Source organism: Nonomuraea salmonea, from assembly GCF_042428605.1.
Taxonomy (GTDB): Bacteria; Actinomycetota; Actinomycetes; order Streptosporangiales; family Streptosporangiaceae; genus Nonomuraea; species Nonomuraea salmonea.
This window is the reverse complement of record NZ_JBHMCF010000064.1, coordinates 79287-102204: the sequence shown is the minus strand read 5'-3', so window position 1 is coordinate 102204 and position 22918 is coordinate 79287. Positions and strand designations below refer to the sequence as shown.

The following is a 22918-nucleotide window of genomic DNA, read 5'->3' as shown; positions in this document are numbered from 1 at the left end:
TTATTACTCTTTGGTATCAACACCTGTGGGGGAGGTTTATTTCCCCGGCGTCAGCAGTCTGCGGGCGATCCGCACGTCAGGCGACAGCTCGGCGAGGAGCGCGGCGAGCTCGTCGCCGGCCTGCTCCAGCTCCTCCAGCGACATCGGCTCGAGGCGTTCGAGCAGGAAGATCGCGTTGGTGGTGTCCTCGGTGAGCCGGGTGCGCACGACCTGGCGCCAGTTCCAGCGGCGGCAGGTGACGCCCTCGTCGTCGCGCCAGATGACCTCACCTGGCTCGGGCTGACCGAGCGCCTCCTCCGACGGCTCGTCGCCGGCGGCCCGTACGAGCCGCGCGGGGCCGGCGTAGTGGTCGAGGTCCTCGCCGCCGATGGGCAGCGCGTGCTTGACGCTCACCGAGTTGTACGCGTCGACCGCCTGGTTGATCTCCGGCAGCGGCATGCGCCGGGTGAGCGCGTCGACCGAGGGGCGGGTGCGCTGCGGCTTGGCGCCGAACGCGCGGTAGGCCTCTTTCCAGGCGTCGATCTTGGCGGTCTGGATCTCCTCCTCGCCGGCCGCCTTCAGCCAGGCGCGCGACCGGTCGTCCGTGGGCCCGTTGCGCAGGCCGTGTGCGGTCATGACCAGCACCGCGAAGTCGGGGCGCAGTGCGAAGACGGAGTCGTCAACCCAGATGTCGTCGAGCATCCCCACAGTCTAGGAGCCGGAAAAACCGCAAAAATCCCTTTGCAAAAATGTCTTTGCGGCCTATCGTCAGGGACATGGAGGACCGGTACAAGATCAGTGACCCGCAGGCGCTCAAGGTGGCCGCGCACCCGCTGCGCGGCCGGCTGCTCGGCCTGCTGCGCTCGGAAGGCCCCGCCACGGCCAGCGAGCTCGGCCGCAGGACCGGCGAGAGCTCGGGCTCGACCAGCTATCACCTGCGCGAGCTGTTCAAGTACGGCTTCATCGAGGAGGACACGGAAGGCCGCGACGGCCGCGAGCGCCGCTGGCGCGCCCGCCACCGCTACACCTCGTGGAACAGCCGCGAGATGGTCGAGATGCCGGGCGGGCGCGAGGCGGTCGAGGTCATCAGGACGCGGCAGGCCGAGGTGCTGGCCGAGGCGGCGCTGGGCTTCGACGAGGACGCCTGGTCGCCGGAGTGGGTCGAGGCGGCCGGCATCGACGACCACCTCTTCGAGCTGCCCCCCGCGGCGCTGACGGAGTTCCTGAGGCGGGCCCAGGACCTGCTGAACGAGCTCGCCGCCCGCCACGAGGGCGCCCCCGGCGTGCAGCCGGTCCACGTTTTCGTGGGGGGCTTCCCCCAGAAGCGGAGAGACGAGTCATGACAGCACGATCGGCACTGCGTCGCTACATGCTGGTCAATTTCCTGACCTGGCTGCCCATGGGGCTGATGGTGGCCGGCATGGTGCTGCTGATGAGCGAACGGGGGCTCGGCCTGGCCCAGATCGGGCTGGTCACCACCGTGTTCTCAATCGTCACCCTGAGCCTGGAGCTGCCCACCGGCGGGCTGTCCGACGTCGTGGGGCGCCGCGTGGTGCTGGCCGCGTCGGCCGCCTTCACGGTGGTCTCGCTCGCGATGCTCAGCGTGTCGACGACGCTCTGGATGTTCCTGGTGAGCGGCGTGCTCAAGGGCGTGGCCAGGGCGCTGTCCAGCGGCCCCGCCACCTCCTGGTACGTCGACACGCTGCACGCCGTCGAGGGTCACGACGCCGACCTCAGGCCGGGCCTGGCCAGGGGCGCGGTGATGGAGTCCGTGGCCTTGTGCGCGGGCGTGCTGGCCGGCGGCTGCCTGCCGCTGCTGGTGCCGCCCTCGCTGATGTTCCCGCTGGCCGCGCCCCCGCTGGCGGGCGCGGTGGCCGCCGCGGTGCTGCTGGTCGTGGTGCTGTTCGCGCTGCCCGAGCCGGCGCACGCCCGCAGGACGTTCGCGGACGTGCTGCGCGAGGTGCCCGCCACGATCGCCTCCGGCGTCAGGCTGGCGGCGGGCAGGCCGGTGCTGCGCCGCATGATGGGCGCCGCCGCGGTCTCGGGCGTCATGCTGACGAGCGTCGAGCTGCTCACGCCGGGCCGGCTGGCCGAGCTGGCCGGCACGGCCGAGCGCGGCAGCCTGTTCTACGCGGTGGTGGCGGCGCTCGGGTTCGCCGGCAGCGCGGCGGGCAGCGCGCTCGCGCCTCGCGCGGCCCGGCTGACCGGGAGCTCGGCGCGGGGAGCGATCGCGGGAACGGTGCTGAGCGCCCTGGCCGTCGCCGCGCTGGCCGCCACGGCGGAGCTGGACGGCCCGGCGGGCACGGCGAGCGCGGGCGTGGCCTACGTCGTGCTGTTCGTCGGCCTCGCGATCGCCTCGGTGCTCTGCCTGGAGCTGACGCACAAGGCGGTCACCGCGGCCGACCGCACCACCGTGACCTCGACCTCCTCGCTGGCCCTGCAGGGCGGCGGCGCGGCGGCGAACCTGGCGCTCGGCGCGCTGGCCGCCCAGGCGGGCCTGGCCACGGCCTGGGGGGTCGTGGTCGTGGTGCTGCTGGCCTCGACGACGCTGTTCGTCCGGATGCCGGCCGGCGGCGCTAGAGGCTCCAGTCCAGCTCAGGCCCTACCGGCACGATCCGGCTCGGGTTGATGTTCGTCTGGGTGAGGTAGTAATGACGCTTGATCTGGTCGAAGTCGGTGGTCTCGCGGAAGGCCGGGATGGCATAGAGGCGCCTGGCGTACGCCCACAGCGCCGGATAGTCCACCAGCCGCCGCACGGAACACTTGAAGTGCGTGTGGTAGACCGTGTCGAAGCGCGCCAGCGTGGTGTAGAGGCGCACGTCGCTGTCGGTGAGGGTGTCGAAGAGGAACTCCGACTCCGCCAGGCGCACCTCCAGGAAGTCGAGGGTGGTGAAGACGCGGGCCACCGCCTCCTCGTACACCTGCTGGTCACGGGAGAAGCCCGCCTCGTAGACCGCGTTGTTCAGGCCGTGATAGAGGCGGTCGTTCATGATGTCGATGTCGGGGCGCAGGCGCTCGGGATAGAGGTTGGGCGAGGTGCCCCATGACGTCTCCAGATCGAGGGTGATCTGGGGGAAGTCGTTGGTGACGATGCGCTCGTCCTGGGTGTCCCAGATGCACGGGACGGTGTAGCGGCCCACGTAGCCGGGGTCGGTGGCGTGGTAGAGCTCCGAGAGGTACTCGGGGTCGCCGCCGGGCACCCGCCAGCCCTTCTCGTCGCGGATGGGGTCGGTGATCGCGACGTCCAGCAGCTCTTCGAGGCCGAGCAGCTCGCGGACGATGAGCACGCGCTGGGCCCACGGGCAGGCGTAGGAGGCGTAGAGGCGATAGCGGCCGGGCTCGGGCGGGCCGAGCCGATCCGTGAAGCGGTTCGGCTGGCGGACGAAGCGGCCATCATTCGAGAGCTCGCGGCTCAGCTTCATGACCCCTAGTAGAACACGATTCTGCTACAGAACTATATTCGGCACGTGGCGAAATTCATGGTGACCCCTGCGAACGTGGCACAGCGGGAGGCGTGGCTCGGCGGGGCCGTCCCCGGCGTCGAGCGCGTACGTCCCGGTTTGTGGTCCATCCCGGTCCCGATCCCGATCAACCCCCTCCGGTACGTGCTGGTCTACGCACTCGAACTCCCCGACGGCGTGGCGATCATCGACGCCGGCTGGAACACCGACGAGGCGTACGACGCGCTCGTGGCCGGCCTGGGCGTGGCCGGATACGCGATCACCGACGTCAAGGGCGTGCTCGTCACCCACATCCACCCCGACCACTACGGCCTGGCCGGGCGGGTCCGCGAGGCGTCGGGCGCCTGGATCGCGCTGCACCCGGCCGACGCCCGCCTCATCCGCGAACGCTACGACGACGCGCTCATCGACTCCCTGGTGGAGCGCGAGCGCGCGCTGCTGCGCCGCTGCGGCGTGCCCGACCTGACCCTGGACGAGCTGGCCGGCGCCTCCATGATGATCAGGCACGTGGTCACGATGGCCAAGCCGGACCGCCTGGTCGAGGACGGCGACGACCTGAAGCTGCCCGGCTGGGACCTGCGCGCCGTCTGGACGCCGGGACACTCGCCTGGCCACCTGTGCTTCGTCTCGCCGGAGCGGCGGGTGCTGTTCTCCGGCGACCACGTGCTCGCCAAGATCACGCCGATCGTGGCCGTGCACCCGCAGTCGGGGCCGAACCCGCTGGCCGACTACCTCGACGCGCTGGCCGCCGTGCGCAAGCTGGAGGTGGACGAGGTGCTGCCCGCGCACGAGTACCGCTTCCTGGAGCTGGCCGAGCGGGTGGACACCGTGATGGCGCACCACGACGCCCGGCTGGCCGAGATCGAGCAGGTGCTGGCCGAGGGCGGCGCGGCGGCCTGCTGGGACGTCGCCACCCGGCTCACCTGGTCGCGGCCGTGGGAGACGATCCCGCCGTTCATGCGGCGCTCGGCCAACAACGAGACGCTGGCGCACCTGGCGTGGCTGGAGGCCAAGGGGAGAGTGGTCAGGGAGCCGGGCGAGCCGGACCTGTGGCGCGCGCCCTGAGCCGGTTATCGTAAGCGTACTAGAATGTTGTTCTCCTGCCTGGGAGGTTCGATGCTTCGGTTCGATGACAGGGTCGCGATCATCACGGGGGCCGGGCACGGCCTCGGCAGGTCGCACGCGCTCCTGCTGGCCGAGCGGGGGGCCAAGGTCGTCGTCAACGACCTCGGCGGCGCGCTCGACGGCACCGGCGCGTCCGCGGGCCCCGCCGCCGAGGTCGCCGACCTCATCGTCAAGAACGGCGGCCAGGCCGTGGCCAGCACCGACAACGTCGCCACCCCCGAGGGCGCCAGGGCCATCGTCCAGACCGCCGTCGACGCCTTCGGCAAGGTGGACATCGTCGTCAACAACGCGGGCATCCTGCGCGACAGGTCGTTCGGGAAGATGACCGTCGAGGACTTCGACCAGGTGCTGGCCGTGCACGTACGCGGCTCCTACCTCGTCAGCCAGGCCGCGTACCCGCTGATGAAGGCCGCCGGCTACGGCCGCGTCGTCAACACCTCGAGCCCGGCCGGCCTGTTCGGCAACTTCGGCCAGGCCAACTACTCCACCGCCAAGATGGGCCTGGTCGGCCTGACCAAGACGATCGGCATCGAGGGCGCGCGCAACGGCATCAGGGCCAACGCCATCGCGCCCATCGCCTGGACCCGCATGACCGAGGCGCTGCTGCCGGCCGAGTTCGAGGCCAAGTTCACCCCCGAGCGGGTCAGCGCGCTGGTCGCCTACCTCGTGCACGAGTCGTGCGAGACGAGCGGCGAGGTGTTCACGGTCGGGGGCGGCAGGGTGGCGCGGGTGTTCGTGGCGGAGGGTCCCGGCTTCAAGACCGACGACGTCACGCCCGAGGTGATCGCGGGCAACTGGGAGTCGGTGATGGCCGAGCAGCCGTACGTGCTGACCGCGGGCGACTCCATGAAGGCCATGCTCTAGTTCTTTCGCACGTCTCGCTCGGGGGCCCTGTCACCGCGCCGCGCGGTGACAGGGCCTATGTGTCAAAACGGTGGCTTTTTCGACACAAACAGGTCTTTGTTCGATCTTCGGCGGAAGTTAGGCGAGTTCGGTCGATTAAGGCTCTTGATTTGCCGCATCGGTGATCTTATTGTCGCGGCATGACCCCCCAGCCGGGTTCCGCCGGCGACGTGCTGACGCTCATCAGCGCGGGCTCGGCGACGACCCGTTCCGATCTGGCGAGGCTCACCGGCCTGGCCAGATCCACCATCTCCCAGCGTGTCGACGCCCTGATCGAGCGCGGCCTGATCGAGGAGACCGAGAGCGGCGAGTCCACCGGTGGCCGGCCGCCGCGCCAGCTGCGCCTGCACACCGAGGACCACGCCTTCGCCGGCGTGGATCTGGGCGCCACCCACTGCCGGGTCGCGCTCATGGACATCTCGGGCAACGTGCTCGCCGAGTGCGAGGACGGCCTGCTCATCGGCGACGGCCCTGAGAGCGTGCTCGCCCACGTGGACCAGCGCCTCGACCACCTGCTCGACCAGGCGGAACGGCCCCGCAGCGCACTGCGCGCGCTCGGGATAGGCGTGCCCGGCCCGGTCGAGTTCGCCACCGGCCGGCCCAACAACCCGCCGATCATGCCCGGCTGGAACGACTACCCCGTCCCCGAGTACTTCGACGGCGTCGAGGTCCTGGTGGACAACGACGTCAACGTGATGGCGCTGGGCGAGCACCGCAACGCCTTCCCCGACACCCGCCACCTGCTGTTCGTCAAGGTCGGCACCGGCATCGGCTGCGGCATCATGGCCGCCGGCCGGCTGCACAGGGGCGCCCAGGGCTCGGCCGGCGACATCGGCCACATCAGGGTCAGCGGCCACGACGACGCCGGCTGCCGGTGCGGCAACAGCGCCTGCCTGGAGGCCGTGGCAGGCGGCGCCGCCCTCGCGCGCCGCCTGAGCGAGCTCGGCCTGCCCGCCGAGTCGGGCGGCGACGTGGTGGCGCTCGTGCAGTCGGGCAACACCCAGGCGCTGCGCCTGGTCAGGGAGGCCGGCCGCCTCATCGGCGAGGTGCTGGCCAGCCTGGTCAACTTCTTCAACCCCGAGGTCATCGTCATCGGCGGCGCACTGTCGCGGGTGCACGAGCATCTGGTGGCCGGCATCAGGGAGACCGTCTACCGCCGGTCGCTGCCGCTGGCCACCCACCATCTGTCGATCACGCCGAGTCGTACGGGGAGCAACGCCGCCGCATTGGGCGCCGGGATCCTCGCGATCGAGCACTACCTGTCACCGGACAACATCAACCGCATCGTCAACGCCTGAAAGGGACTCCCCGATGCTGGTCATGAAGGGCATCGTCAAGCAGTTCCCCGGCGTGCGCGCGCTCGACGGGGTCGATCTGGACGTACGGGCGGGCGAGGTGCACTGCCTGCTCGGCCAGAACGGCGCCGGCAAGTCCACCCTGATCAAGGTACTGGCCGGGGTGCACCAGCCGGACGAGGGCACCATCAGCTTCAACGGCGCGGACGTGCGCCCCGGCAGCCCGATCGACGCCATCAGGCTCGGTTTCGCCACCATCTACCAGGAGCTCGACCTGGTCGACGGGCTCACCGTGGCCGAGAACATCTTCCTCGGCCACGAGCACGCCCGCCTCGGCTTCGTCAACAGGGCGGCGGGCCGCCGCGCCGCCACGGCCGTGCTGGAGCGCCTCGGCCACCCGGAGATCCGCCCGTCGGTGGAGGTCGGGCGGCTGTCGCCGGCCGCCAAGCAGGTCGTCTCGATGGCCCGCGCGCTCTCCCACGACGCTCGCCTCATCATCATGGACGAGCCGTCGGCCGCGCTCGCCCACGACGAGGTGAACAACCTCTTCCGCATCATCCGCGAGCTGACCGCCCAGGGCGTCGCCGTGGTCTACATCTCCCACCGCCTGGAGGAGATCCGCGAGATCGGCGACCGGGTGACGGTGCTCAAGGACGGCCGCACGGTCGCGGTCGGCCTGTCCGCCCGCGACACGCCGACCACCGAGATCGTCTCCCTGATGACCGGCCGCAACGTCGAGTACGTCTTCCCGCCCAGGGCCGGCCGCGAACCGGGGGAGGAGGTGCTCAGGGTGGAGGACCTGGCTTCTCCGGGCGTCTTCTCCGGCGTGTCGTTCTCGGTGCGGGCGGGCGAGATCGTCGGCCTCGCCGGGCTCGTCGGGTCGGGCCGCTCGGAGATTCTCGAAGCCGTCTACGGCGCCCGCCCCGCCACCGGTCGCGTCCTGCTGGACGGCCGCCGGACGCGGCGCGGCGTGGTCGGCACCGTACGCCGCGGCATGGGGCTCGCCCCCGAGGAGCGCAAGGCCCAGGCCCTGCTCCTCGACCAGAGCGTCACCGCGAACATCACGCTGGGCACCCTGCCGGACTTCGCGACGTTCGGCTGGCTGGACAGGAAACGGGAGCGCGCCGAGGCCCGCCGCCTGTCGGAGATGCTCGACATCCGGCCACCCGACCCCGAACGCCCGATCAGGACCCTGTCGGGCGGCAACCAGCAGAAGGCTGTGCTGGCCCGCTGGCTGCTCGGCGGCCGCAAGCTGCTCCTGCTCGACGAGCCGACCAGAGGCGTGGACGTGGGCGCCAGGGCCGAGCTGTACGCGGTCATCCGCGACCTCGCCGAGCAGGGCATCGGTGTGCTGCTGGTCTCCAGCGAGGTGCCCGAGGTGCTCGGGCTCTCCGACCGGGTGCTGGTGCTGCGCGAGGGCCAGGTCATCCACGAAGGGGAGGCGGCCGAGCTGGACGAGCATCGCGTACTGGACATGATCATGAATGGGAGGGCGGCGTGATGAGCGAGCCCGCAACAGACCGGCGTGCCGGGAAGGCGAGCCTGCCGGCGCTGCCGTCGATCCGCGGGGTGAGCGAGATGCGCCACCTCGGGCTGATCGGCGCGCTCGCGCTGCTGGTGGTCGTCGGCCTGGTCACCAGATACGAGAACTTCGCGACCGCCTCCAACTTCGTCAGCATCCTGTCGCTGGCCGCCACGATCGGCGTCATCACGGTCGGGGCCACGTTCGTCATCATCGGCGGGGGCATCGACCTGTCGGTGGGCGCGGTCATGGCGCTGGCCAGCGTGTGGGCGACGACGCTCGCCACCCAGTCGTACGGGCCGGTGGTGATGGCGATCTGCGCCATCCTCGTCGGCACCGGGGCGGGGCTGGTCAACGGATGGCTCATCGCGTACGGGCGGCTGGTGCCGTTCATCGCGACACTGGCCATGCTGGTGGCCGCCCGCGGGCTCGCCCAGCGCATGTCCGACCGCAAGACGCAGCTCATCCAGGCCGACAACACGGCCATCGTGGACCTGTCGACCACCCGGCTGCTCGGCATCCCGCTGCTGGTCTACATCTTCGCGCTGGTCGTGGTGCTGGGCTGGATCCTGCTCAACCGCACGACCTTCGGGCGGCGCACGTACGCGGTGGGCGGCAACCCCGAGGCCGCCCGCCTGGCCGGCATCGACGTACGCAGGCACACGATGCTGCTGTACGCCCTGTCGGGGCTGTGCTGCGGCGTCGCCGCGATCCTCATCATGGCGCGTACGACGACGGGCTCGTCCACCCACGGCGACCTGTACGAGCTGGACGCCATCGCGGCCGTCATCATCGGCGGCACGCTGCTCACGGGTGGCCGGGGCACGATCATCGGCTCGATCCTGGGCCTGCTGATCTTCACCCTGATCACCAACCTCTTCATCCTCAACGGCCTCAACACCAGCGACCAGCTGATCGCCAAGGGCCTGATCATCGTCGTCGCCGTCCTTCTCCAGCGGCGGAACCTGAAGGAGAGAGCACCATGAGTGACAACGTCGCGCGCAGGGGATTCCTCGTCGGCGGAGCCGTGCTGTTGGCGGCGGGCTGCACCAGCAACGAGCCGGAGGCGGCGCCGAGCAGCGCGGCGCCCCAGCCGGCCCCCGCCGCCACCGGCGGCAACGAGCAGCCGGGCGAGAAGGTGGTGATCGGCTTCTCGGCCCCGGCGGCCGACCACGGCTGGATCGCCGCCATCGCCAAGAACGCCGAGGCGACCGCGAAGCAGTATTCGGACATCGAGTTCAAGCCGGTGGAGCCGACCAACGACATCAACCAGCAGATCTCCGCGGTGGAGTCGCTGATCGCGGCCAAGGTGAACGCGCTGGTGATCCTGCCCAACGACGGCCAGCAGCTCAACCAGGTCGCGCTGCAGGCCACCGAGGCGGGCATCCCGGTCGTCAACCTCGACCGCATCTTCCCCGACAAGCTGGCCTACCGGACGTGGGTCGGCGGCGACAACTACGGCATGGGCGTCGCGGCCGGTCACTTCATCGGCAAGCAGCTCAAGGACAAGGGCGTGTCGAACCCGGTGATCGTCGAGATCCAGGGCATCGCCACGCTGCCGCTCACCCAGGACCGCACCAAGGGCTTCGAGGACGCGCTGAAGACGTACGGGTTCAGCGTCACGGCCAAGCAGGACGCGCAGTTCACCGTCGAGACCGGCAACGAGGTCGCCACCTCGCTGCTGCAGGCGCACAAGAAGATCGACGCGATGTGGAACCACGACGACGACCAGGGCGTCGGCGTGCTGGCCGCGATCAAGGAGGCCAGCCGCGACGAGTTCATCATGGTCGGCGGCGCCGGCTCGCTGAACGCGATGCGGGAGATCCAGTCGGGCAACTCCGTGCTGCAGGCGACGGTCACCTACAGCCCGACCATGGCCTCCTCGGCGATCAAGCTGGCGCGTCTGATAGCACAGGGGAAGGGCATGAGTGATCTGGTGGAGAACCAGGTTCCCCAGTCCATCACGCTCGCGTCCGAGACCATCACCAAGGAGAACGTCGAGAAGTACCTGGCGCTCGGCTTCGAATCCTGATCCTGATCGGGGGTTGCATGTCAGACAGAACCACCATCGGCGTGGGCATGATCGGCTACGCCTTCATGGGCCGTGTCCACTCCCAGGCCTGGCGCAGTGTCGGAGCGTTCTTCGACCTGCCGCTGGCGCCGCGCATGGCGGTGCTCGCGGGCCGGTCGAAGGAACGTACCGCGGCGGCCGCGGCGCAGCTCGGCTGGGCCGACGCCGAGACCGACTGGAGAGAGGTCATCAAGCGTGACGACGTGCAGATCGTGGACATCTGCACGCCTGGCGACTCGCACGCCGAGATCGCCATCGCCGCGCTGGCCGCAGGCAAGCACGTGATCTGCGAGAAGCCGCTGGCCAACACCGTCGCCGAGGCCGAGGCCATGGCGGCGGCGGCCGCCACGGCGCCGGGCAAGAGCATGGTGGCCTTCAACTACCGGCGGGTGCCCGCGGTCGCGCTCGCCCGCCGGTACGTCGAGGAAGGACGCATCGGCGAGATCCGGCACGTCCGCGCGGTCTATCTGCAGGACTGGATCGTCGACCCGGAGTTCCCGCTGGTCTGGCGGTTGCAGAAGGACAAGGCCGGCTCGGGCGCGCTGGGCGACATCGGCGCCCACATCGTGGACGCCGCCCAGTTCATCACCGGCCAGAACCTCGTGGGCGTCTCCGCGCTGACGGAGACGTTCATCAAGGAGCGTCCGCTCGCCACCGAGTCGGCCGGGCTCGGCGCCACCGGCTCGTCGGCCAGGGGCGAGGTCACGGTGGACGACGCCGCCCTGTTCATCGGGCGGATGTCCGGCGGCGCGCTGGCCTCCTTCGAGGCCACCCGCTTCGCCAACGGGCGCAAGAACGCGATGCGCATCGAGATCAACGGCTCGCTCGGCAGCCTCGCGTTCGACTTCGAGTCGATGAACGAGCTGTGGTTCAGCGCCGGCGGCGGCGGGTTCGAGCGCATCCTGGTCACCGAGCCCGACCACCCGTACGTCGGCGCCTGGTGGCCGCCCGGCCACGGCCTCGGCTACGAGCACACTTTCACCCACGAGGTCAGGGACTTCCTGGAGGCGGTCGCCACCGGCGCCGACCCGACGCCCTCGTTCGCCGACGGGCTACGGGTGCAGCGGGTGCTGGAGGCGGTCGAGCGCAGCGCGGCTGACGGCAGCCGCTACACGAACGTGGAGGATTGATGAGACCAGTCACGCTGTTCACCGGACAGTGGGCCGACCTGCCCTTCGAGGAGGTGTGCAGGCTGGCGGCCGAGTGGGGCTACGACGGCCTGGAGATCGCCTGCTCGGGCGACCACTTCGACGTGGCGCAGGCGGTGTCCGACCCCTCGTACGTGGAGCAGAAGCGGGCCCAGCTCGACAAGCACGGCCTGAAGGTGTGGACGATCTCCAACCACCTGGTCGGCCAGGCCGTCTGCGACCACCCGATCGACGAGCGGCACAAGGCGATCCTGCCGGCCCGCATCTGGGGCAACGGCGACCCCGAGTCGGTGCGCCAGGCGGCGGCGGAGGAGCTGAAGAACACCGCGCGCGCCGCGGCGGCGCTCGGCGTGGACACCGTGGTGGGCTTCACCGGCTCGTCGATCTGGCACACGGTCGCGATGTTCCCGCCGGTGCCCGCCTCGATGGTGGACGCGGGCTACCAGGACTTCGCCGACCGCTGGAACCCGATCCTCGACGTGTTCGACGAGGTCGGGGTGCGCTTCGCCCACGAGGTGCACCCGAGCGAGATCGCCTACGACTACCACACCACCGTGCGCACCCTCGAGGCCATCGGCCACCGGCCGGCGTTCGGCCTCAACTGGGACCCCTCGCACATGGTGTGGCAGGACATCGATCCGGTCGGGTTCATCCTCGACTTCAAGGACCGCATCTACCACGTCGACTGCAAGGACACCCGGCTCCGCGTCGGCGACGGCCGCAAGGGCCGCCTGTCGTCGCACCTGCCGTGGGCCGACATGCGCAGGGGCTGGGACTTCGTCTCGACCGGCCGCGGCGACGTGCCGTGGGAGGACTGCTTCCGCGCACTCAACGCGATCGGCTACGAGGGGCCGATCTCGGTCGAGTGGGAGGACGCCGGCATGGACCGGCTCGACGGGGCCAAGGAGGCGCTGGGCTACATCCGCACGCTCAACGCCATCACCCCGCCCACCACGGCCTTCGACGCCGCCTTCTCCACCACCTGAGCGGCGGGGGACCGAACCGGCCGGCGCCTCCCTTCCTCCGGGGGGCGCCGGCCGGCGTATGTCGTGGGGTGTCAGTCCATGATGACGATCTGCCGCAGCACCTCGCCGCCGCGCAGCGCCTCGACTGCCTCGTTGAGGTCGCCGAGCCGGATGCGAGAGCTGATCATCGACTCGAGGTCGAGCAGGCCGGCCTTGTAGAGCTTGGCGAAGTACGGGAAGTCGTGCCGCACGTCGGCCTCGCCGTACAGGCTGGACAGCAGGTTCTTGCCGTCGAACAGCAGGCTGAACGCCGAGATCGACACCATGTCGTCCATCGCGCCCGCCCCGACCACGATCACGTCGCCGCCCGCGCGGGTGAGCTGCCACGCGCTCTGGATGGTGGCGGACTTGCCGACCACCTCGAAGCCGTAGTCGAAGCCCGCGCCGCCGGTGAGCTCGCTGAGCGACTCCGGCACCTGCTCGGGGGTGGCGGTGTGGGTGGCGCCGACCTTCCTGGCCAGCTCGTGCTTGGACACCAGCGGGTCCACCGCCAGGATCGTCCTGGCGCCGGAGACGCGGGCGCCCTGGATGACCGACAGGCCGACGCCGCCGCAGCCGATCACCACGACCGTCGAGCCCGGCCGCACCTTCGCGGTGTTGATCGCGGCGCCGACGCCGGTCGTGATGCCGCAGCCGATCAGCGCCGCCGCCTCCCACGGCACGTCCTCGTCGATCTTGATCGCGCCCTGCCAGGGCACGATCACCTCCTCCGCCCAGGTGCCGCAGCCGGCCATGCCGAACGCCGTCGCCCCGTCGCCGCCGAAGCGGAAGTTGCCCTTGCTGAAGGACTCGATCACGTACTTCATGCACAGGTACGGCTGCCCGCCCACGCACAGGTCGCACTCGCCGCACGCCGGGCGCCAGCTGATGATCACGTGGTCGCCCGGTTCGACGGTGCTGACGTGCTCGCCCACCTCGACCACCTCGCCCGCGCCCTCGTGGCCAGGGATGAGCGGCACCGGTTGCGGCAGCACGCCGGACATGGCCGACAGGTCCGAGTGGCACACGCCGGTGGCCCGGATCCTGACGCGCACATCGGTCGGCCCGACGGGGGCCAGGGTGACGTCGTCGCGGAGGTCGAGCTTGCTGTCGGTGCCTACGGCGTGCAGGATCGCGGCGCGCATGAGGTTCCTCCTCGTGCCTGGGGGGCTAGTCCTCGATGGACAGGGCGGCTTTCGGGCAGGACCTGACCGCGTGGCGGACGCGGTCCTGCAACTCGGGGGGCGGTTCGGGGAGCAAAATGTGGAGCTGGTCGTCGTCGTCCACCTCGAACACCTCGGGCGCGAGCCCCATGCACACGGCGTTGGCCTCGCAGACCAGCTCGTCGACCTTCACCTTCATCTGAGCCTCCTGTGATCCCATGAGACCACTTTGGTGCTCTCGACGACGTACGCAACCCGCTTGAGCCCGGTCTTCTCCACGTACGGGAGCAGCAGCTCGTCGGCCACGCCCGGCGTCGTGCGGCGGGCGACCTTGAGCCCGATGGCCATGACGTGCTCGCGGTCGTCCACGAGCGCGGCGGTGCCGTAGACGAGCACGCCGCGCAGCTCGTCGTAGCTCTCGCCGGCCTCGACGAGGCAGCTCACGCGGGGGTCGCGGGCGAGGTTCCTGGCCTTCTGGGACTTGGCGTACGTCCAGAACGCGATGCGGCCCTCGTCGAGGCCGTAGAACATGGTGACCAGGTGTGGTGTTCCGTCAGGATTGATGGTGGCCAGCTGCAGTTTGCCGGAGTTCTCGACGAACGCGGTGACGTCGTCGTCCGGCATCGCGATGCGAGCGCGCTGATTCACGTGCCAAGTAGAACAGGTTCCAGAACGGCCCGGCAAGAGCCCGGCGGAATGTTGTTCGGTTCGGCTAGGGTCAGAGGCTATGACGATGCCGCCAGAGCTGCTGCGCGCGGCCCGCGAGGCCAAGGGATTCATGCCCGACGACGAGGGCCTGGCCCTCTATGAGGCGGCCCGCCACTACGGTCCGCTCGGCCCCATCGGCGAGATCGGCACCTACTGCGGCAAGTCGGCCGTCTACCTCGGCGCGGCGGCCCGGCAGACCGGCTCCGTCGTCGTCACCGTCGATCACCACCGCGGCTCCGAGGAGATCCAGCCCGGCTGGGAGCACCACGACCCGAGCCTGGTCGACCCGCGCTTCGGCAAGATGGACTCACTGCCGGTCTTCCGCGCCACGATCGCCGCGGCCGGGCTCGAGGACGAGGTGATCGCCGTCGTCGGGCGCTCCGAGCAGGTGGCCCGGCTCTGGAGCACCCCGCTCGGCCTGCTGTTCATCGACGGCGGCCACTCCGACGAGCCGGTCACCCGCGACTACGAGGGCTGGGCGCCCCACGTCATGGAGGGCGGCGCGCTCGTCTTCCACGACATCTACCCCGACCCGGCCGACGGCGGCCAGGCCCCCTACCGGGTCTACCTGCGTGCCCTGGCCTCCGGCGCGTTCAAAGAGGTGTCGGTGACCGGGTCGCTGCGCGTGCTGGAGCGCGTCGCACCCGGCGTCTGAGCGCTCAGTAGCGGTGGCGGCGGGTCCAGGCGCCGCGGATCCGCGACTGCCACTTCTGGAAGTCCTCGTGGGTGTGCGCCTCGTGGCCGAGCGCGATGAGCGCCTCGTCCGTCCACGCGGCCGCCTCGTCGGGCTCGGCGCCCGCCAGGATCGGCACGGCCTGCGCCAGATGGTCCGGCAGCAGCCCCGAGCGCAGCCGCGCGCTCACCGCGAACGCGCAGCCCTGCGCCAGGTACGCGCGGAACCCGTCGCCCCCCGCGTGCTCGGTCAGCCACCACAGCTCGTCGGCCTCGGCGCCGCCGGTGTACGTCGCCGCGAACCCGACCCCGCTCCACAGGTCGGCCCGGCGCGAGGGCGGGTAGCTCGCGACGCGCGCCGCCACGTCGTCGGGCGAGGCGCAGTCGTGATACCACAGCAGCCGCCCGAGCCCCTGGTCGAACACCGCGCAGTGCGCCCTGGTCAGCAGGTCGGGCATCGTGCGCTCGCCCACCATGCGGTCGGTCCTGGACAGGCCCCACTGGAAGCCGAACCCGTCCACGGCCAGCCAGCGCAGCAGCGGGTGCGCCCGCCGCGCGCCCCACACCGGGCGCAGCCGCAGCAGTGCGTAGCCGCGCCCGGCGCCGACGTACGCGGCGTGGCGGTGATGCTGGGCGGGGCCGGCCAGTAGCTCGTGAAGGCGCCGGCCCCGAGTCAATGTGAGCAGGTCGAGCACGGTGCAGGCGGCGGCGGCTCCCTCGTAGCCGAAGGGCCGCTGCTCCTGCGGGATCTCCTCGACCTTCTCGACCTCGCGGGAGATCGCCGCGTTGAAGCCGAAGACGTACGACTGCTCGGCCTTGCCGAAGGCCGTACGGGGAGCGCCGCCCCTGAGCCGGAACCTGCGCCGGCTCAGATCGGACTCCAGCGGATCCTTCGCCAGCCATCTCAGCAGCCCCTTCGGGCGCGAGAGTGCCGGCAGGGTTGTCGGCTCGGTCCCGACCTGGTCCAAGAACGAAGTTGTGCCCGTGTCGCCCACGCTTCCCCCGAAGACGCCTCGTACGGCCAGACACGAAGCTAGTAACCCCATTGCGGCGTTCGGCGGCGGCGCACCGGATTTCCCCGGCAAAGAACCGGCAAAAGCGCTTGTGCCCCGGTCAGCGGCCTTCTTCGGCCCCGCGTACGGCGGCGCATCCGCACACCTCGGGATCCGACACCGCGGTCCCGTCCACGTCGCGGAAGATCCCGGCGCCCGGCGACAGCCCGAGCAGGGCGTCGGCCGCCAGCACCGCCGCGGCGGCGGTGTAACCGGAGCGCTCGTGCGGGAAATGCCTGCGGTTGGCGAACTGCCAGCCCGTCCAATACGAGCCGTCCTCGTGCCGCAGGTGCTGGATGTCGGCGAAGAGCGCGCCGGCCCGCTCGCCGTCGCCCAGCGCGTCGAGCGCCAGCACCAGCTCGCACGTCTCGGCACCGGTGACCCACGGCTGGTCGGAGACGCACCGGATGCCGAGCCCCGGCACCACGAACGTGGCCCACTCGCGCTCCAGCAGCTCCAGCGCCTGCCGCCCGCGTACGGCGCCGCCCAGCACCGGGTAGTACCAGTCCATCGAGAAGCGGCTCTTGTCGGCGAACGCCTCAGGGTGCGCCGCCACCACGTGCGCCAGGCGGCCGGCGGCCAGCTCCCAGTGCGGCTGCGGGTCGCCCAGGTGCTCGGCCAGCCGTACGGCGCAGCGCAGCCCCTGGTGGATGGAGGAGCAGCCGGTCAGCAGCGCGTACGAGGCGGCCCTGCCCTCGGCGTCGCGCTCCCAGACGATCTCGCCGCGCTCGGTCTGCAGCCCCGCCACGTAGTCGAGTGCCGCCTTGACCATCGGCCAGTGCTCCTCGGTGAAGCCCTGGTCGCCGGTGACGAGGTGGTGGTGCCACAGGCCCACGGCGACGTAGGCGGCGTGGTTGCTCTCGCCGCCCCGCTCGGCCGCAACACCGTCCATGAGCTTCATCGGCCAGGAGCCGTCGGGGCGCTGGTGGCGGGCCAGCCAGGCGTAGCCGCGGCGTACCGGCTCGCGCAGGCCCGCCACGGACATCGCCATCAGGCACTCGACGTGGTTCCACGCGTCGACGTGGCCCTCGGGCCACGGAACGCCGCCGTCGTCCTGCTGGATCGCGGCGATGCTCTCGGCCGTCCGCACGACCTGCGCGCGGGAGATCATGGCTTCCTGATGTAGAGGACCACGCTCTTGCCGATGACCGGGTTGAGCAGGCTCTCGGCGATCCTGGTCGCGGCCGGGCGCTTCATGATGTCCCACACCAGCAGCTGGTGGTAGGCCTTGGCGAGGGGATGGTCGTCGTTGTTCACGCCGACCGCGCACTTGATCCACCAGTAGGGCGCGTGCAGGCCGTGGGCGTGGTGGTGCGGGCCGATCTCGAACCCGACCGACTTCAGCTTCGCCGACAGCTCCGCCAGCGTGTAGATGCGCACATGGCCGCCGGGCGCCGTGTGGTACGCCTCGTCCAGCGCCCAGCAGATCCGCTCGGGCAGGAAGCTCGGCACCGTGACCGCCGCCGTGCCGCCGGAGCGCAGCACGCGGAAGATCTCCCGCATGGCCGTCATGTCGTCGGGGATGTGCTCCAGCACCTCGGCCGCGATCACCCGGTCGAAGCTGCCGTCCTCGAACGGCATGTCCAGCGCCGTGCCCTGGACGATCTCGCCGGTGGCGCCGTCCGGCACCTCGCCCGCCTTGTCCATCGCCGTGAACATGGCCGCGACGCCGTCCAGCTCCGCCTGGTCCATGTCGAACGCGGTCACGTCGGCGCCCCTGCGGAGCACCTCGAACGCGTGCCTGCCGCCGCCGCAGCCCAGGTCGAGTACGCGCACGCCGGGGCCCACGGGAAGCCGGGCGAAGTCCACGGTCAGCACTGCTCAGCCTCTCCTCTTGTGGTTGTCGATGGCCTCGTGGTACGCCTCGACGGTCCGCTTGGCCACGACGTGCCAGGTGTAGCGCTCCATGACGCGGTCGTATCCCGCCTTGCCCACGCGCTCGCGCTCCTCGGGGGAGTCGTGCAGCCGGCGCAGCACCGCGGCCAGTTCCTCGGCGTCGCCCGGCGGCACCTGCACGGCGGCGTCGCCGACCACCTCGGGCAGCGCGCCCGTACGGCTGGCGACCAGCGGCGTGGCGCAGGCCATGTGCTCGACGGCCGGCAGGGAGAAGCCCTCGTACAGGGAGGGCACGACGGAGATCTCCGAGGTGGCGATCAGCTCGCCCAGCTCGTCGTCGGAGATGCCGTGCACGAAGCGCACCCGGTCCTGCAGCGACAGCTCCTGGACGAGCTGCTCGGTGGGACCGCCGGGGGTGGGCTTGCTGACGACGGTGAGGTTCACGTCGCGCTCGGTGGCGAGCTTGGCCACCGCGCGCAGCAGCGTCGCGACGCCCTTCATGGGGGAGTCCGCGCTGGCCACGGCCACGATCGAGCCCTTGCGGCGGGGCTTGTCCGGCCGGGGGTGGAAGTAGCGGGTGTCCACGCCGAGGGGGATCAGCCGCATGTTGGCCTGGGGGACGTTGAAGTCGCGGTGGATGTCGGCCAGCGACGACTCGCTGACGGTGAGGATGGGGCTGAGCCTGGGCGCGACGCGGGACTGCATCTTCACGAAGCCGTACCAGCGGCGCAGGCTCAGCTTCTTGGCGCCCTCTGCGGCCTCCAGCTCGATGCGGCGGTCCACGCTGATCGGGTGGTGGATGGTCCCGACCACGGGGAACAGGCGCTGGATGCCGAGCAGGCCGTAGCCGAGCGTCTGGTTGTCCTGCACCACGTCGAAGTCGCCGACGCGCTTCTTCAGCTCGCGGTAGGCCCGCAGGGTGAACGTCAGCGGCTCAGGGAAGCCGGCCGTCCACATCGTGCCGACTTCCAGCCAGTCGATCCAGTCGCGGTATTCGTGCAGCTTGGGGGTCCGGAACGGGTCCTCGTCGCGGTAGAGGTCGAGGCTCGGCACCTCCCGCAGGATGACGCCCTCGTCCAGCTCGGGGTACGGCTGGCCGGAGAAGACCTCGACGTGGTGCCCGAGCGCCACGAGCTCCCGGCTCAGATGACGGAGGTAGACACCCTGACCACCGCAGGTGGGTTTGCTGCGGTAGGACAGAAGCGCGATCCGCAGCTTTGGCTCCCGCACGGACACCCCTTTCTCCGCCGGTAGGGCCCTGAGTCGGGCGTGTACCGTGAAAGATGACCTTAGTCCGAAAAGGCTACCATTCGGTAGGTCGGCTGGAATTGTTCACAACCGGGCTCACAGGTCGTGCGAACTGCGACGTTGCCGTGACCGAGCGTGGTTCGGTGGAACGTGTTCTAGGCGGCTCGGTACCTCAAAGAGGTGCTTGGCGGTACATTCCGTCCCTAAGGGATGGGGCAGGCGATCGTTGGAGGACCCCTTGGCCAGGCGCGCGCTGATCACCGGCATCACCGGCCAGGATGGTTCCTACTTGGCGGAGCACCTCCTGGAGCAGGGGTACGAGGTGTGGGGGCTGGCCCGCGGGCAGGCGAACCCGCGCGTGTCGCGGATGCGCAAGCTGCTCGCCGACGTCCAGGTGGTGCGGGGTGATCTGCTCGATCAGGGGTCGCTGATCTCGGCGGTGGAACGCGTTCAGCCCGATGAGGTCTACAACCTGGGTGCGATCTCGTTCGTGCCGATGTCGTGGGAGCAGGCGGAGCTCACGGCCGAGGTGACCGGGATGGGCGTCCTGCGGATGCTCGAAGCGATCCGGGTGTGTTCCGGGGTGTCGCGGGGCGGGTCGGCGTCCGGACAGATCCGTTTTTATCAGGCTTCGTCCTCTGAGATGTTCGGGCAGGTCAGCGAGACCCCGCAGAACGAGCGCACCGCCTTCCACCCGCGCTCCCCGTACGGCGTCGCCAAGGCGTACGGCCACTTCCTCACCCAGAACTACCGCGAGTCGTACGGGATGTTCGCCGTCTCCGGCATCCTGTTCAACCACGAGTCGCCGCGGCGCGGGGCCGAGTTCGTCACCAGGAAGGTCTCGCTCGGCGTCGCCCGGATCAAGCTCGGGCTGGCGAACGAGCTGCGCCTCGGGAACCTGGAGGCGCGCCGCGACTGGGGCTTCGCCGGCGACTACGTCAAGGCCATGCACCTGATGCTGCGGGCCGCCACCCCCGAGGACTACGTCATCGGCACCGGCCGGATGAAGTCGGTCAGGGAACTGGTGGAGGCCGCGTTCAGCGCGGCCGGCCTGGACTGGGAGCAGTACGTCGTCACCGACCAGACCCTGCACCGCCCCGCCGAGGTCGACCTCCTCTGCGCCGACCCGAAGAAGGCACGGGCCCAGCTCGGCTGGGAGCCCAAGGTGTCGTTCGACGAACTGGTCGCCATGATGGTCGAGGCTGATCTGCACCTGCTGAGGGACGGCGGCGACCCCCACGACGACAGCTCCTGGCCCTGATCCGGGGGCGGCCCCCGGCGCAGCCCTGTCTGGTCCGGCCGCGCGGCGGCGTTCCCTTCTTCCCCCTTATGACCTCTCCCTCTCCTGTCGTTCCTGGCTCCTCACCGCGCCTCGCCCCTTACGGCGCTCAGTGGGTGATCGCTGCCCGGTAGGCCCCCGGGGTCAGGCCGAAGTAGCGGGTGAACCAGCGGGTCAGGTGGCTCTGGTCGGCGAAGCCGGACGCGGCGGCCGCCCCCGCGATGGGCGTGCCGGTGGCGATCAGGTCGCGGGCCCTCCTCAGCCTGAGCTGGCGCTGGTAGTCGCTGGGTGCCATGCCGTAGGCGGCGTGGAAGGCGCGGTAGACGGCGTACCGGCTGGCGCCCGCCGACGTGGCGAGGTCGTCGATGGTGAGGTCGTCGGTCAGGCGCTCGTGCAGGACGCTCCTGGCGCGGGCGGCCATGGCGCCGGTGCTTACGCGGGCAGTTGCCACGGGGGAGGCCGCGGCGCGACGTACGATGGCCGCGACCGTGGCGGTGAGCAGCTCGTCACGGCGCAGGGCGGTCGCGCGGTCGTCGAGGAGCGCGGCGTGCAGGGCGCGCAGCGCGCCCGCGAGCGCCGGATCGTCCACCACGGGGCTGGCGAACAGCGGCAGGCCCGCGCGGCGGCCGGTGGCGTCCTCCAGCGCGTCCGTGACCAGGGCGGGCCCGATGTGCACCATCCGGTACGTGAAGCCGAGCGCGTTCGCGGCGTGCCCGTCGTGCGGGTCCTCGGGGTTGAAGGCCATGACCATGCCGGCCGCGCTCGTGTGCGCCGCCCCCCGGCACGTGAACGCCTGTGCCCCGTGCTCCGTGACCCCGAAGGAGTAGGTCTCGTGGCTGTGCCGGTGGTAGACGTGCCGCTCGAAGTGGGCGTGCATGGCCTCGAGCGGCCGGTCGGGCGACCTCCAGTAGCGGGACCAGTCGTGCGTCACCCTTCCACTCTATTGACAAAGAGAGTTTTTACGTAAAGGATTCCTTTTGCGATGAGAGACGTCCTGTACTTGGAAGAGATCGAGCAGGCAGAGGCCCTGCTCAAGCCGCAGCGCGTGGAGGTGCTGCGGCAGCTGGCCGAGCCCCGCACCTGCTCAGAGGTGGCGGAACGACTCGGCCAGACGCCGCAGCGGGTCTACTACCACGTCAAGCGGCTGGTCGAGGCGGGCCTGGTGGACCAGGTGGCCGAGCGCAAGGTGCGCGGCGTCCACGAGGGCATCTACCAGGCGGGCGCGCGGTCGTACTGGCTGTCGCCCCGCCTCGTCGGCCGCATCGGGCTGCGCAAGGCCCGCGACGAGCTGAGCCTCGGCTACCTGCTCGACCTCATGGAGGAGGTGCAGGCCGACATCGCGGCGCTCGACCGCAGCGCCCCCGAGCTGCCGTCCATCGGGCTGTCCGGCGAGATCCACGTGCGCCCTGAGCGACGGCAGGAGTTCCTGAACGAGCTGCAGACCCTGCTGCAGGACCTTTTCACCCGATACGGCGGGGACGAAGGCGACGCCTTCAAGCTGGCCATCGCCTGCTACCCCCATGCCGCACCCCAGCCAGAAGGAGAACGAGACGATGTCTGAGCCGTTGATCGTGCGTGCCCGGATCCCCGCCGGCGTCGAGGAGGTGCGCAGCGCGCTCACCGATCCCGAGGCGCTGCGCGGGTGGCTGGCCGAGCACGTGGACGTGAACCTCGCCGAGGGGCGCTTCTGCTTCTGGGGGCGTACGACGCCCGAGGGCGACGCGCCGCACCAGCGGCTGCTGCACGCCGACGAGCGTACGCTGCGCTTCGCCTGGCTGCTCGACGGCGAGGAGACGACGACCGAGCTGACCTGGGAGGCCGACGGCGAGCACACCGTGGTGACGCTGTCGCAGACGCACTTCGACTTCCAGGACGTCATCACCGGCAAGAGCATCAGGGGCGTGCTGCAGACGTACTGGTGCCTGGTGCTCACCAACCTCGCCGAGCACCTCGAAGGCCGCCCGCTCACCGACAAGATCGACTTCACCTCGGCGGAGATGCGCACCACCGTCGAGATCGCGGCCTCGCCCGAGCGGGTCTTCGAGTCGCTCACCTCGTCCGAGGCGGTCTCCAAGTGGTTCGGCTTCCCCATCGAGATCGAGCCGCAGGTCGGCGGGCGGTTCGCCATGGGCGGCTTCGACAACGACCCCGAGCCCGCGCGGATCCTGGAGCTGGAGCCGGACCGCAAGCTCTCCGTCGGCTGGGGCGAGAACGGTGTGGGCTCGTGGGAGCTGGAGGGATCCGGCGGTAGGACGCGGCTGACGCTGGTGCAGAGCGGCTTCGACGAGTCGCGGCCGCCGTACGCCGCGTGGGGCGGGTTCGTGTCGGGGCTGGCGGAGCTGCGCCGCTACCACGAGATCCCGGGCTGGCAGCCGATCATCACCGCGTAGTTGTGCCGGGTCTCTGGGCCGGCGCACGAGCGTTCAAGACACCGCCTTATCGGCCCGGAATG

At 70.6% G+C, this 22918-nt stretch carries 24 protein-coding genes; 14 read left to right on the top strand and 10 right to left on the bottom strand.

Going from position 1 to position 22918, the window contains the following annotated elements:
• Nucleotides 1-36 precede the first annotated feature (36 nt).
• Nucleotides 37-681, bottom strand: coding sequence for a B3/B4 domain-containing protein (locus ACFFR3_RS49400; RefSeq protein WP_345389488.1), 645 nt, complete (start codon nt 679-681; stop codon nt 37-39).
• Between the two features lie 74 nt (nt 682-755).
• Between ACFFR3_RS49400 and ACFFR3_RS49395 the strand changes: the two genes are divergently transcribed.
• Nucleotides 756-1322 carry a winged helix-turn-helix domain-containing protein gene (locus ACFFR3_RS49395; protein WP_345389485.1) on the top strand — a complete coding sequence of 189 codons (567 nt, stop codon included), beginning with the start codon at nt 756-758 and terminating at the stop codon, nt 1320-1322.
• On the top strand, nt 1319-2608 hold the full coding sequence (locus ACFFR3_RS49390) for an MFS transporter (protein WP_364376727.1): 1290 nt from the start codon (nt 1319-1321) through the stop codon (nt 2606-2608). The genes ACFFR3_RS49395 and ACFFR3_RS49390 overlap by 4 nt, the downstream gene beginning before the upstream one ends.
• On the opposite strand, the gene ACFFR3_RS49385 is transcribed toward ACFFR3_RS49390, so the two are convergent.
• On the bottom strand, nt 2556-3401 hold the full coding sequence (locus tag ACFFR3_RS49385) for a glutathione S-transferase family protein (protein WP_345389482.1): 846 nt from the start codon (nt 3399-3401) through the stop codon (nt 2556-2558). The two genes, ACFFR3_RS49390 and ACFFR3_RS49385, sit on opposite strands and share 53 nt — an antisense overlap.
• 45 nt (nt 3402-3446) lie before the next feature.
• Here ACFFR3_RS49385 and ACFFR3_RS49380 point away from each other — a divergent pair, with 45 nt between their 5' ends.
• The 8 genes from ACFFR3_RS49380 (at nt 3447) to ACFFR3_RS49345 (ending at nt 12490) form a co-directional block, all read left to right on the top strand.
• Entirely contained in the window at nt 3447-4505 is a 1059-nt protein-coding gene (locus tag ACFFR3_RS49380; RefSeq protein WP_345389480.1) for an MBL fold metallo-hydrolase, read from the top strand.
• 51 nt (nt 4506-4556) lie between these two features.
• Nucleotides 4557-5429, top strand: coding sequence for an SDR family oxidoreductase (locus tag ACFFR3_RS49375; RefSeq protein WP_345389477.1), 873 nt, complete (start codon nt 4557-4559; stop codon nt 5427-5429).
• Between the two features lie 179 nt (nt 5430-5608).
• A complete protein-coding gene (locus tag ACFFR3_RS49370; RefSeq protein ID WP_364376721.1) occupies nt 5609-6766 on the top strand; it encodes an ROK family transcriptional regulator in 1158 nt (385 codons plus the stop codon).
• Nucleotides 6767-6779: 13 nt separating this feature from the next.
• Entirely contained in the window at nt 6780-8264 is a 1485-nt protein-coding gene (locus ACFFR3_RS49365; protein ID WP_345389471.1) for a sugar ABC transporter ATP-binding protein, read from the top strand.
• Nucleotides 8264-9271, top strand: a complete 1008-nt coding sequence (locus tag ACFFR3_RS49360; RefSeq protein WP_364376719.1) for an ABC transporter permease — start codon at nt 8264-8266, stop codon at nt 9269-9271. Before ACFFR3_RS49365 ends, ACFFR3_RS49360 begins: the two co-directional genes overlap by 1 nt.
• Nucleotides 9268-10317 carry an ABC transporter substrate-binding protein gene (locus ACFFR3_RS49355; protein ID WP_345389462.1) on the top strand — a complete coding sequence of 350 codons (1050 nt, stop codon included), beginning with the start codon at nt 9268-9270 and terminating at the stop codon, nt 10315-10317. Before ACFFR3_RS49360 ends, ACFFR3_RS49355 begins: the two co-directional genes overlap by 4 nt.
• A gap of 17 nt (nt 10318-10334) precedes the next feature.
• Complete coding sequence (locus ACFFR3_RS49350) at nt 10335-11486, top strand: Gfo/Idh/MocA family protein (RefSeq protein WP_345389459.1); 1152 nt, start codon at nt 10335-10337, stop codon at nt 11484-11486.
• Nucleotides 11483-12490 carry a sugar phosphate isomerase/epimerase family protein gene (locus tag ACFFR3_RS49345; RefSeq protein ID WP_345389456.1) on the top strand — a complete coding sequence of 336 codons (1008 nt, stop codon included), beginning with the start codon at nt 11483-11485 and terminating at the stop codon, nt 12488-12490. The genes ACFFR3_RS49350 and ACFFR3_RS49345 overlap by 4 nt, the downstream gene beginning before the upstream one ends.
• A 71-nt stretch (nt 12491-12561) precedes the next feature.
• On the opposite strand, the gene ACFFR3_RS49340 is transcribed toward ACFFR3_RS49345, so the two are convergent.
• Genes ACFFR3_RS49340 through ACFFR3_RS49330 form a run of 3 tightly spaced genes read right to left on the bottom strand, consistent with a single transcriptional unit; the run spans nt 12562 to nt 14319 of the window.
• Nucleotides 12562-13653, bottom strand: a complete 1092-nt coding sequence (locus tag ACFFR3_RS49340) for a Zn-dependent alcohol dehydrogenase (RefSeq protein WP_364376714.1) — start codon at nt 13651-13653, stop codon at nt 12562-12564.
• Between the two features lie 25 nt (nt 13654-13678).
• Nucleotides 13679-13870 carry a ferredoxin gene (locus ACFFR3_RS49335; RefSeq protein ID WP_345389450.1) on the bottom strand — a complete coding sequence of 64 codons (192 nt, stop codon included), beginning with the start codon at nt 13868-13870 and terminating at the stop codon, nt 13679-13681.
• Nucleotides 13867-14319 (bottom strand): pyridoxamine 5'-phosphate oxidase family protein, encoded by a 453-nt coding sequence (locus ACFFR3_RS49330; RefSeq protein ID WP_364376711.1) that lies wholly within the window; start codon nt 14317-14319, stop codon nt 13867-13869. Before ACFFR3_RS49330 ends, ACFFR3_RS49335 begins: the two co-directional genes overlap by 4 nt.
• Nucleotides 14320-14404: 85 nt before the next feature.
• Between ACFFR3_RS49330 and ACFFR3_RS49325 the strand changes: the two genes are divergently transcribed.
• Nucleotides 14405-15034, top strand: a complete 630-nt coding sequence (locus tag ACFFR3_RS49325; RefSeq protein WP_379485481.1) for a class I SAM-dependent methyltransferase — start codon at nt 14405-14407, stop codon at nt 15032-15034.
• A 4-nt stretch (nt 15035-15038) separates the two neighbouring features.
• Here ACFFR3_RS49325 and ACFFR3_RS49320 read toward each other — a convergent pair whose 3' ends face one another.
• The 4 genes from ACFFR3_RS49320 to ACFFR3_RS49305 form a co-directional block, all read right to left on the bottom strand.
• Nucleotides 15039-16019 carry a DUF1702 family protein gene (locus ACFFR3_RS49320; protein ID WP_345389442.1) on the bottom strand — a complete coding sequence of 327 codons (981 nt, stop codon included), beginning with the start codon at nt 16017-16019 and terminating at the stop codon, nt 15039-15041.
• A 145-nt stretch (nt 16020-16164) separates the two neighbouring features.
• Nucleotides 16165-17214 carry a glycoside hydrolase family 15 protein gene (locus ACFFR3_RS49315; RefSeq protein ID WP_345389439.1) on the bottom strand — a complete coding sequence of 350 codons (1050 nt, stop codon included), beginning with the start codon at nt 17212-17214 and terminating at the stop codon, nt 16165-16167.
• A complete protein-coding gene (locus ACFFR3_RS49310) occupies nt 17211-17921 on the bottom strand; it encodes a class I SAM-dependent methyltransferase (RefSeq protein WP_345389436.1) in 711 nt (236 codons plus the stop codon). The genes ACFFR3_RS49315 and ACFFR3_RS49310 overlap by 4 nt, the downstream gene beginning before the upstream one ends.
• Nucleotides 17922-17924: 3 nt before the next feature.
• Complete coding sequence (locus ACFFR3_RS49305; protein ID WP_379485468.1) at nt 17925-19175, bottom strand: glycosyltransferase family 4 protein; 1251 nt, start codon at nt 19173-19175, stop codon at nt 17925-17927.
• Nucleotides 19176-19425: 250 nt separating this feature from the next.
• Between ACFFR3_RS49305 and ACFFR3_RS49300 the strand changes: the two genes are divergently transcribed.
• A complete protein-coding gene (locus tag ACFFR3_RS49300) occupies nt 19426-20448 on the top strand; it encodes a GDP-mannose 4,6-dehydratase (protein ID WP_364376696.1) in 1023 nt (340 codons plus the stop codon).
• Nucleotides 20449-20575: 127 nt separating this feature from the next.
• Here ACFFR3_RS49300 and ACFFR3_RS49295 read toward each other — a convergent pair whose 3' ends face one another.
• Entirely contained in the window at nt 20576-21397 is an 822-nt protein-coding gene (locus ACFFR3_RS49295; protein WP_379485467.1) for an AraC family transcriptional regulator, read from the bottom strand.
• Between the two features lie 51 nt (nt 21398-21448).
• On the opposite strand from ACFFR3_RS49295, the gene ACFFR3_RS49290 reads away from it, so the two are divergent.
• Together ACFFR3_RS49290 and ACFFR3_RS49285 are read left to right on the top strand one after the other, a co-directional pair.
• A complete protein-coding gene (locus ACFFR3_RS49290) occupies nt 21449-22027 on the top strand; it encodes a helix-turn-helix domain-containing protein (RefSeq protein WP_364376690.1) in 579 nt (192 codons plus the stop codon).
• On the top strand, nt 22020-22856 hold the full coding sequence (locus tag ACFFR3_RS49285; protein WP_364376687.1) for an SRPBCC family protein: 837 nt from the start codon (nt 22020-22022) through the stop codon (nt 22854-22856). The genes ACFFR3_RS49290 and ACFFR3_RS49285 overlap by 8 nt, the downstream gene beginning before the upstream one ends.
• The last annotated feature ends 62 nt before the right edge of the window (nt 22857-22918 follow it).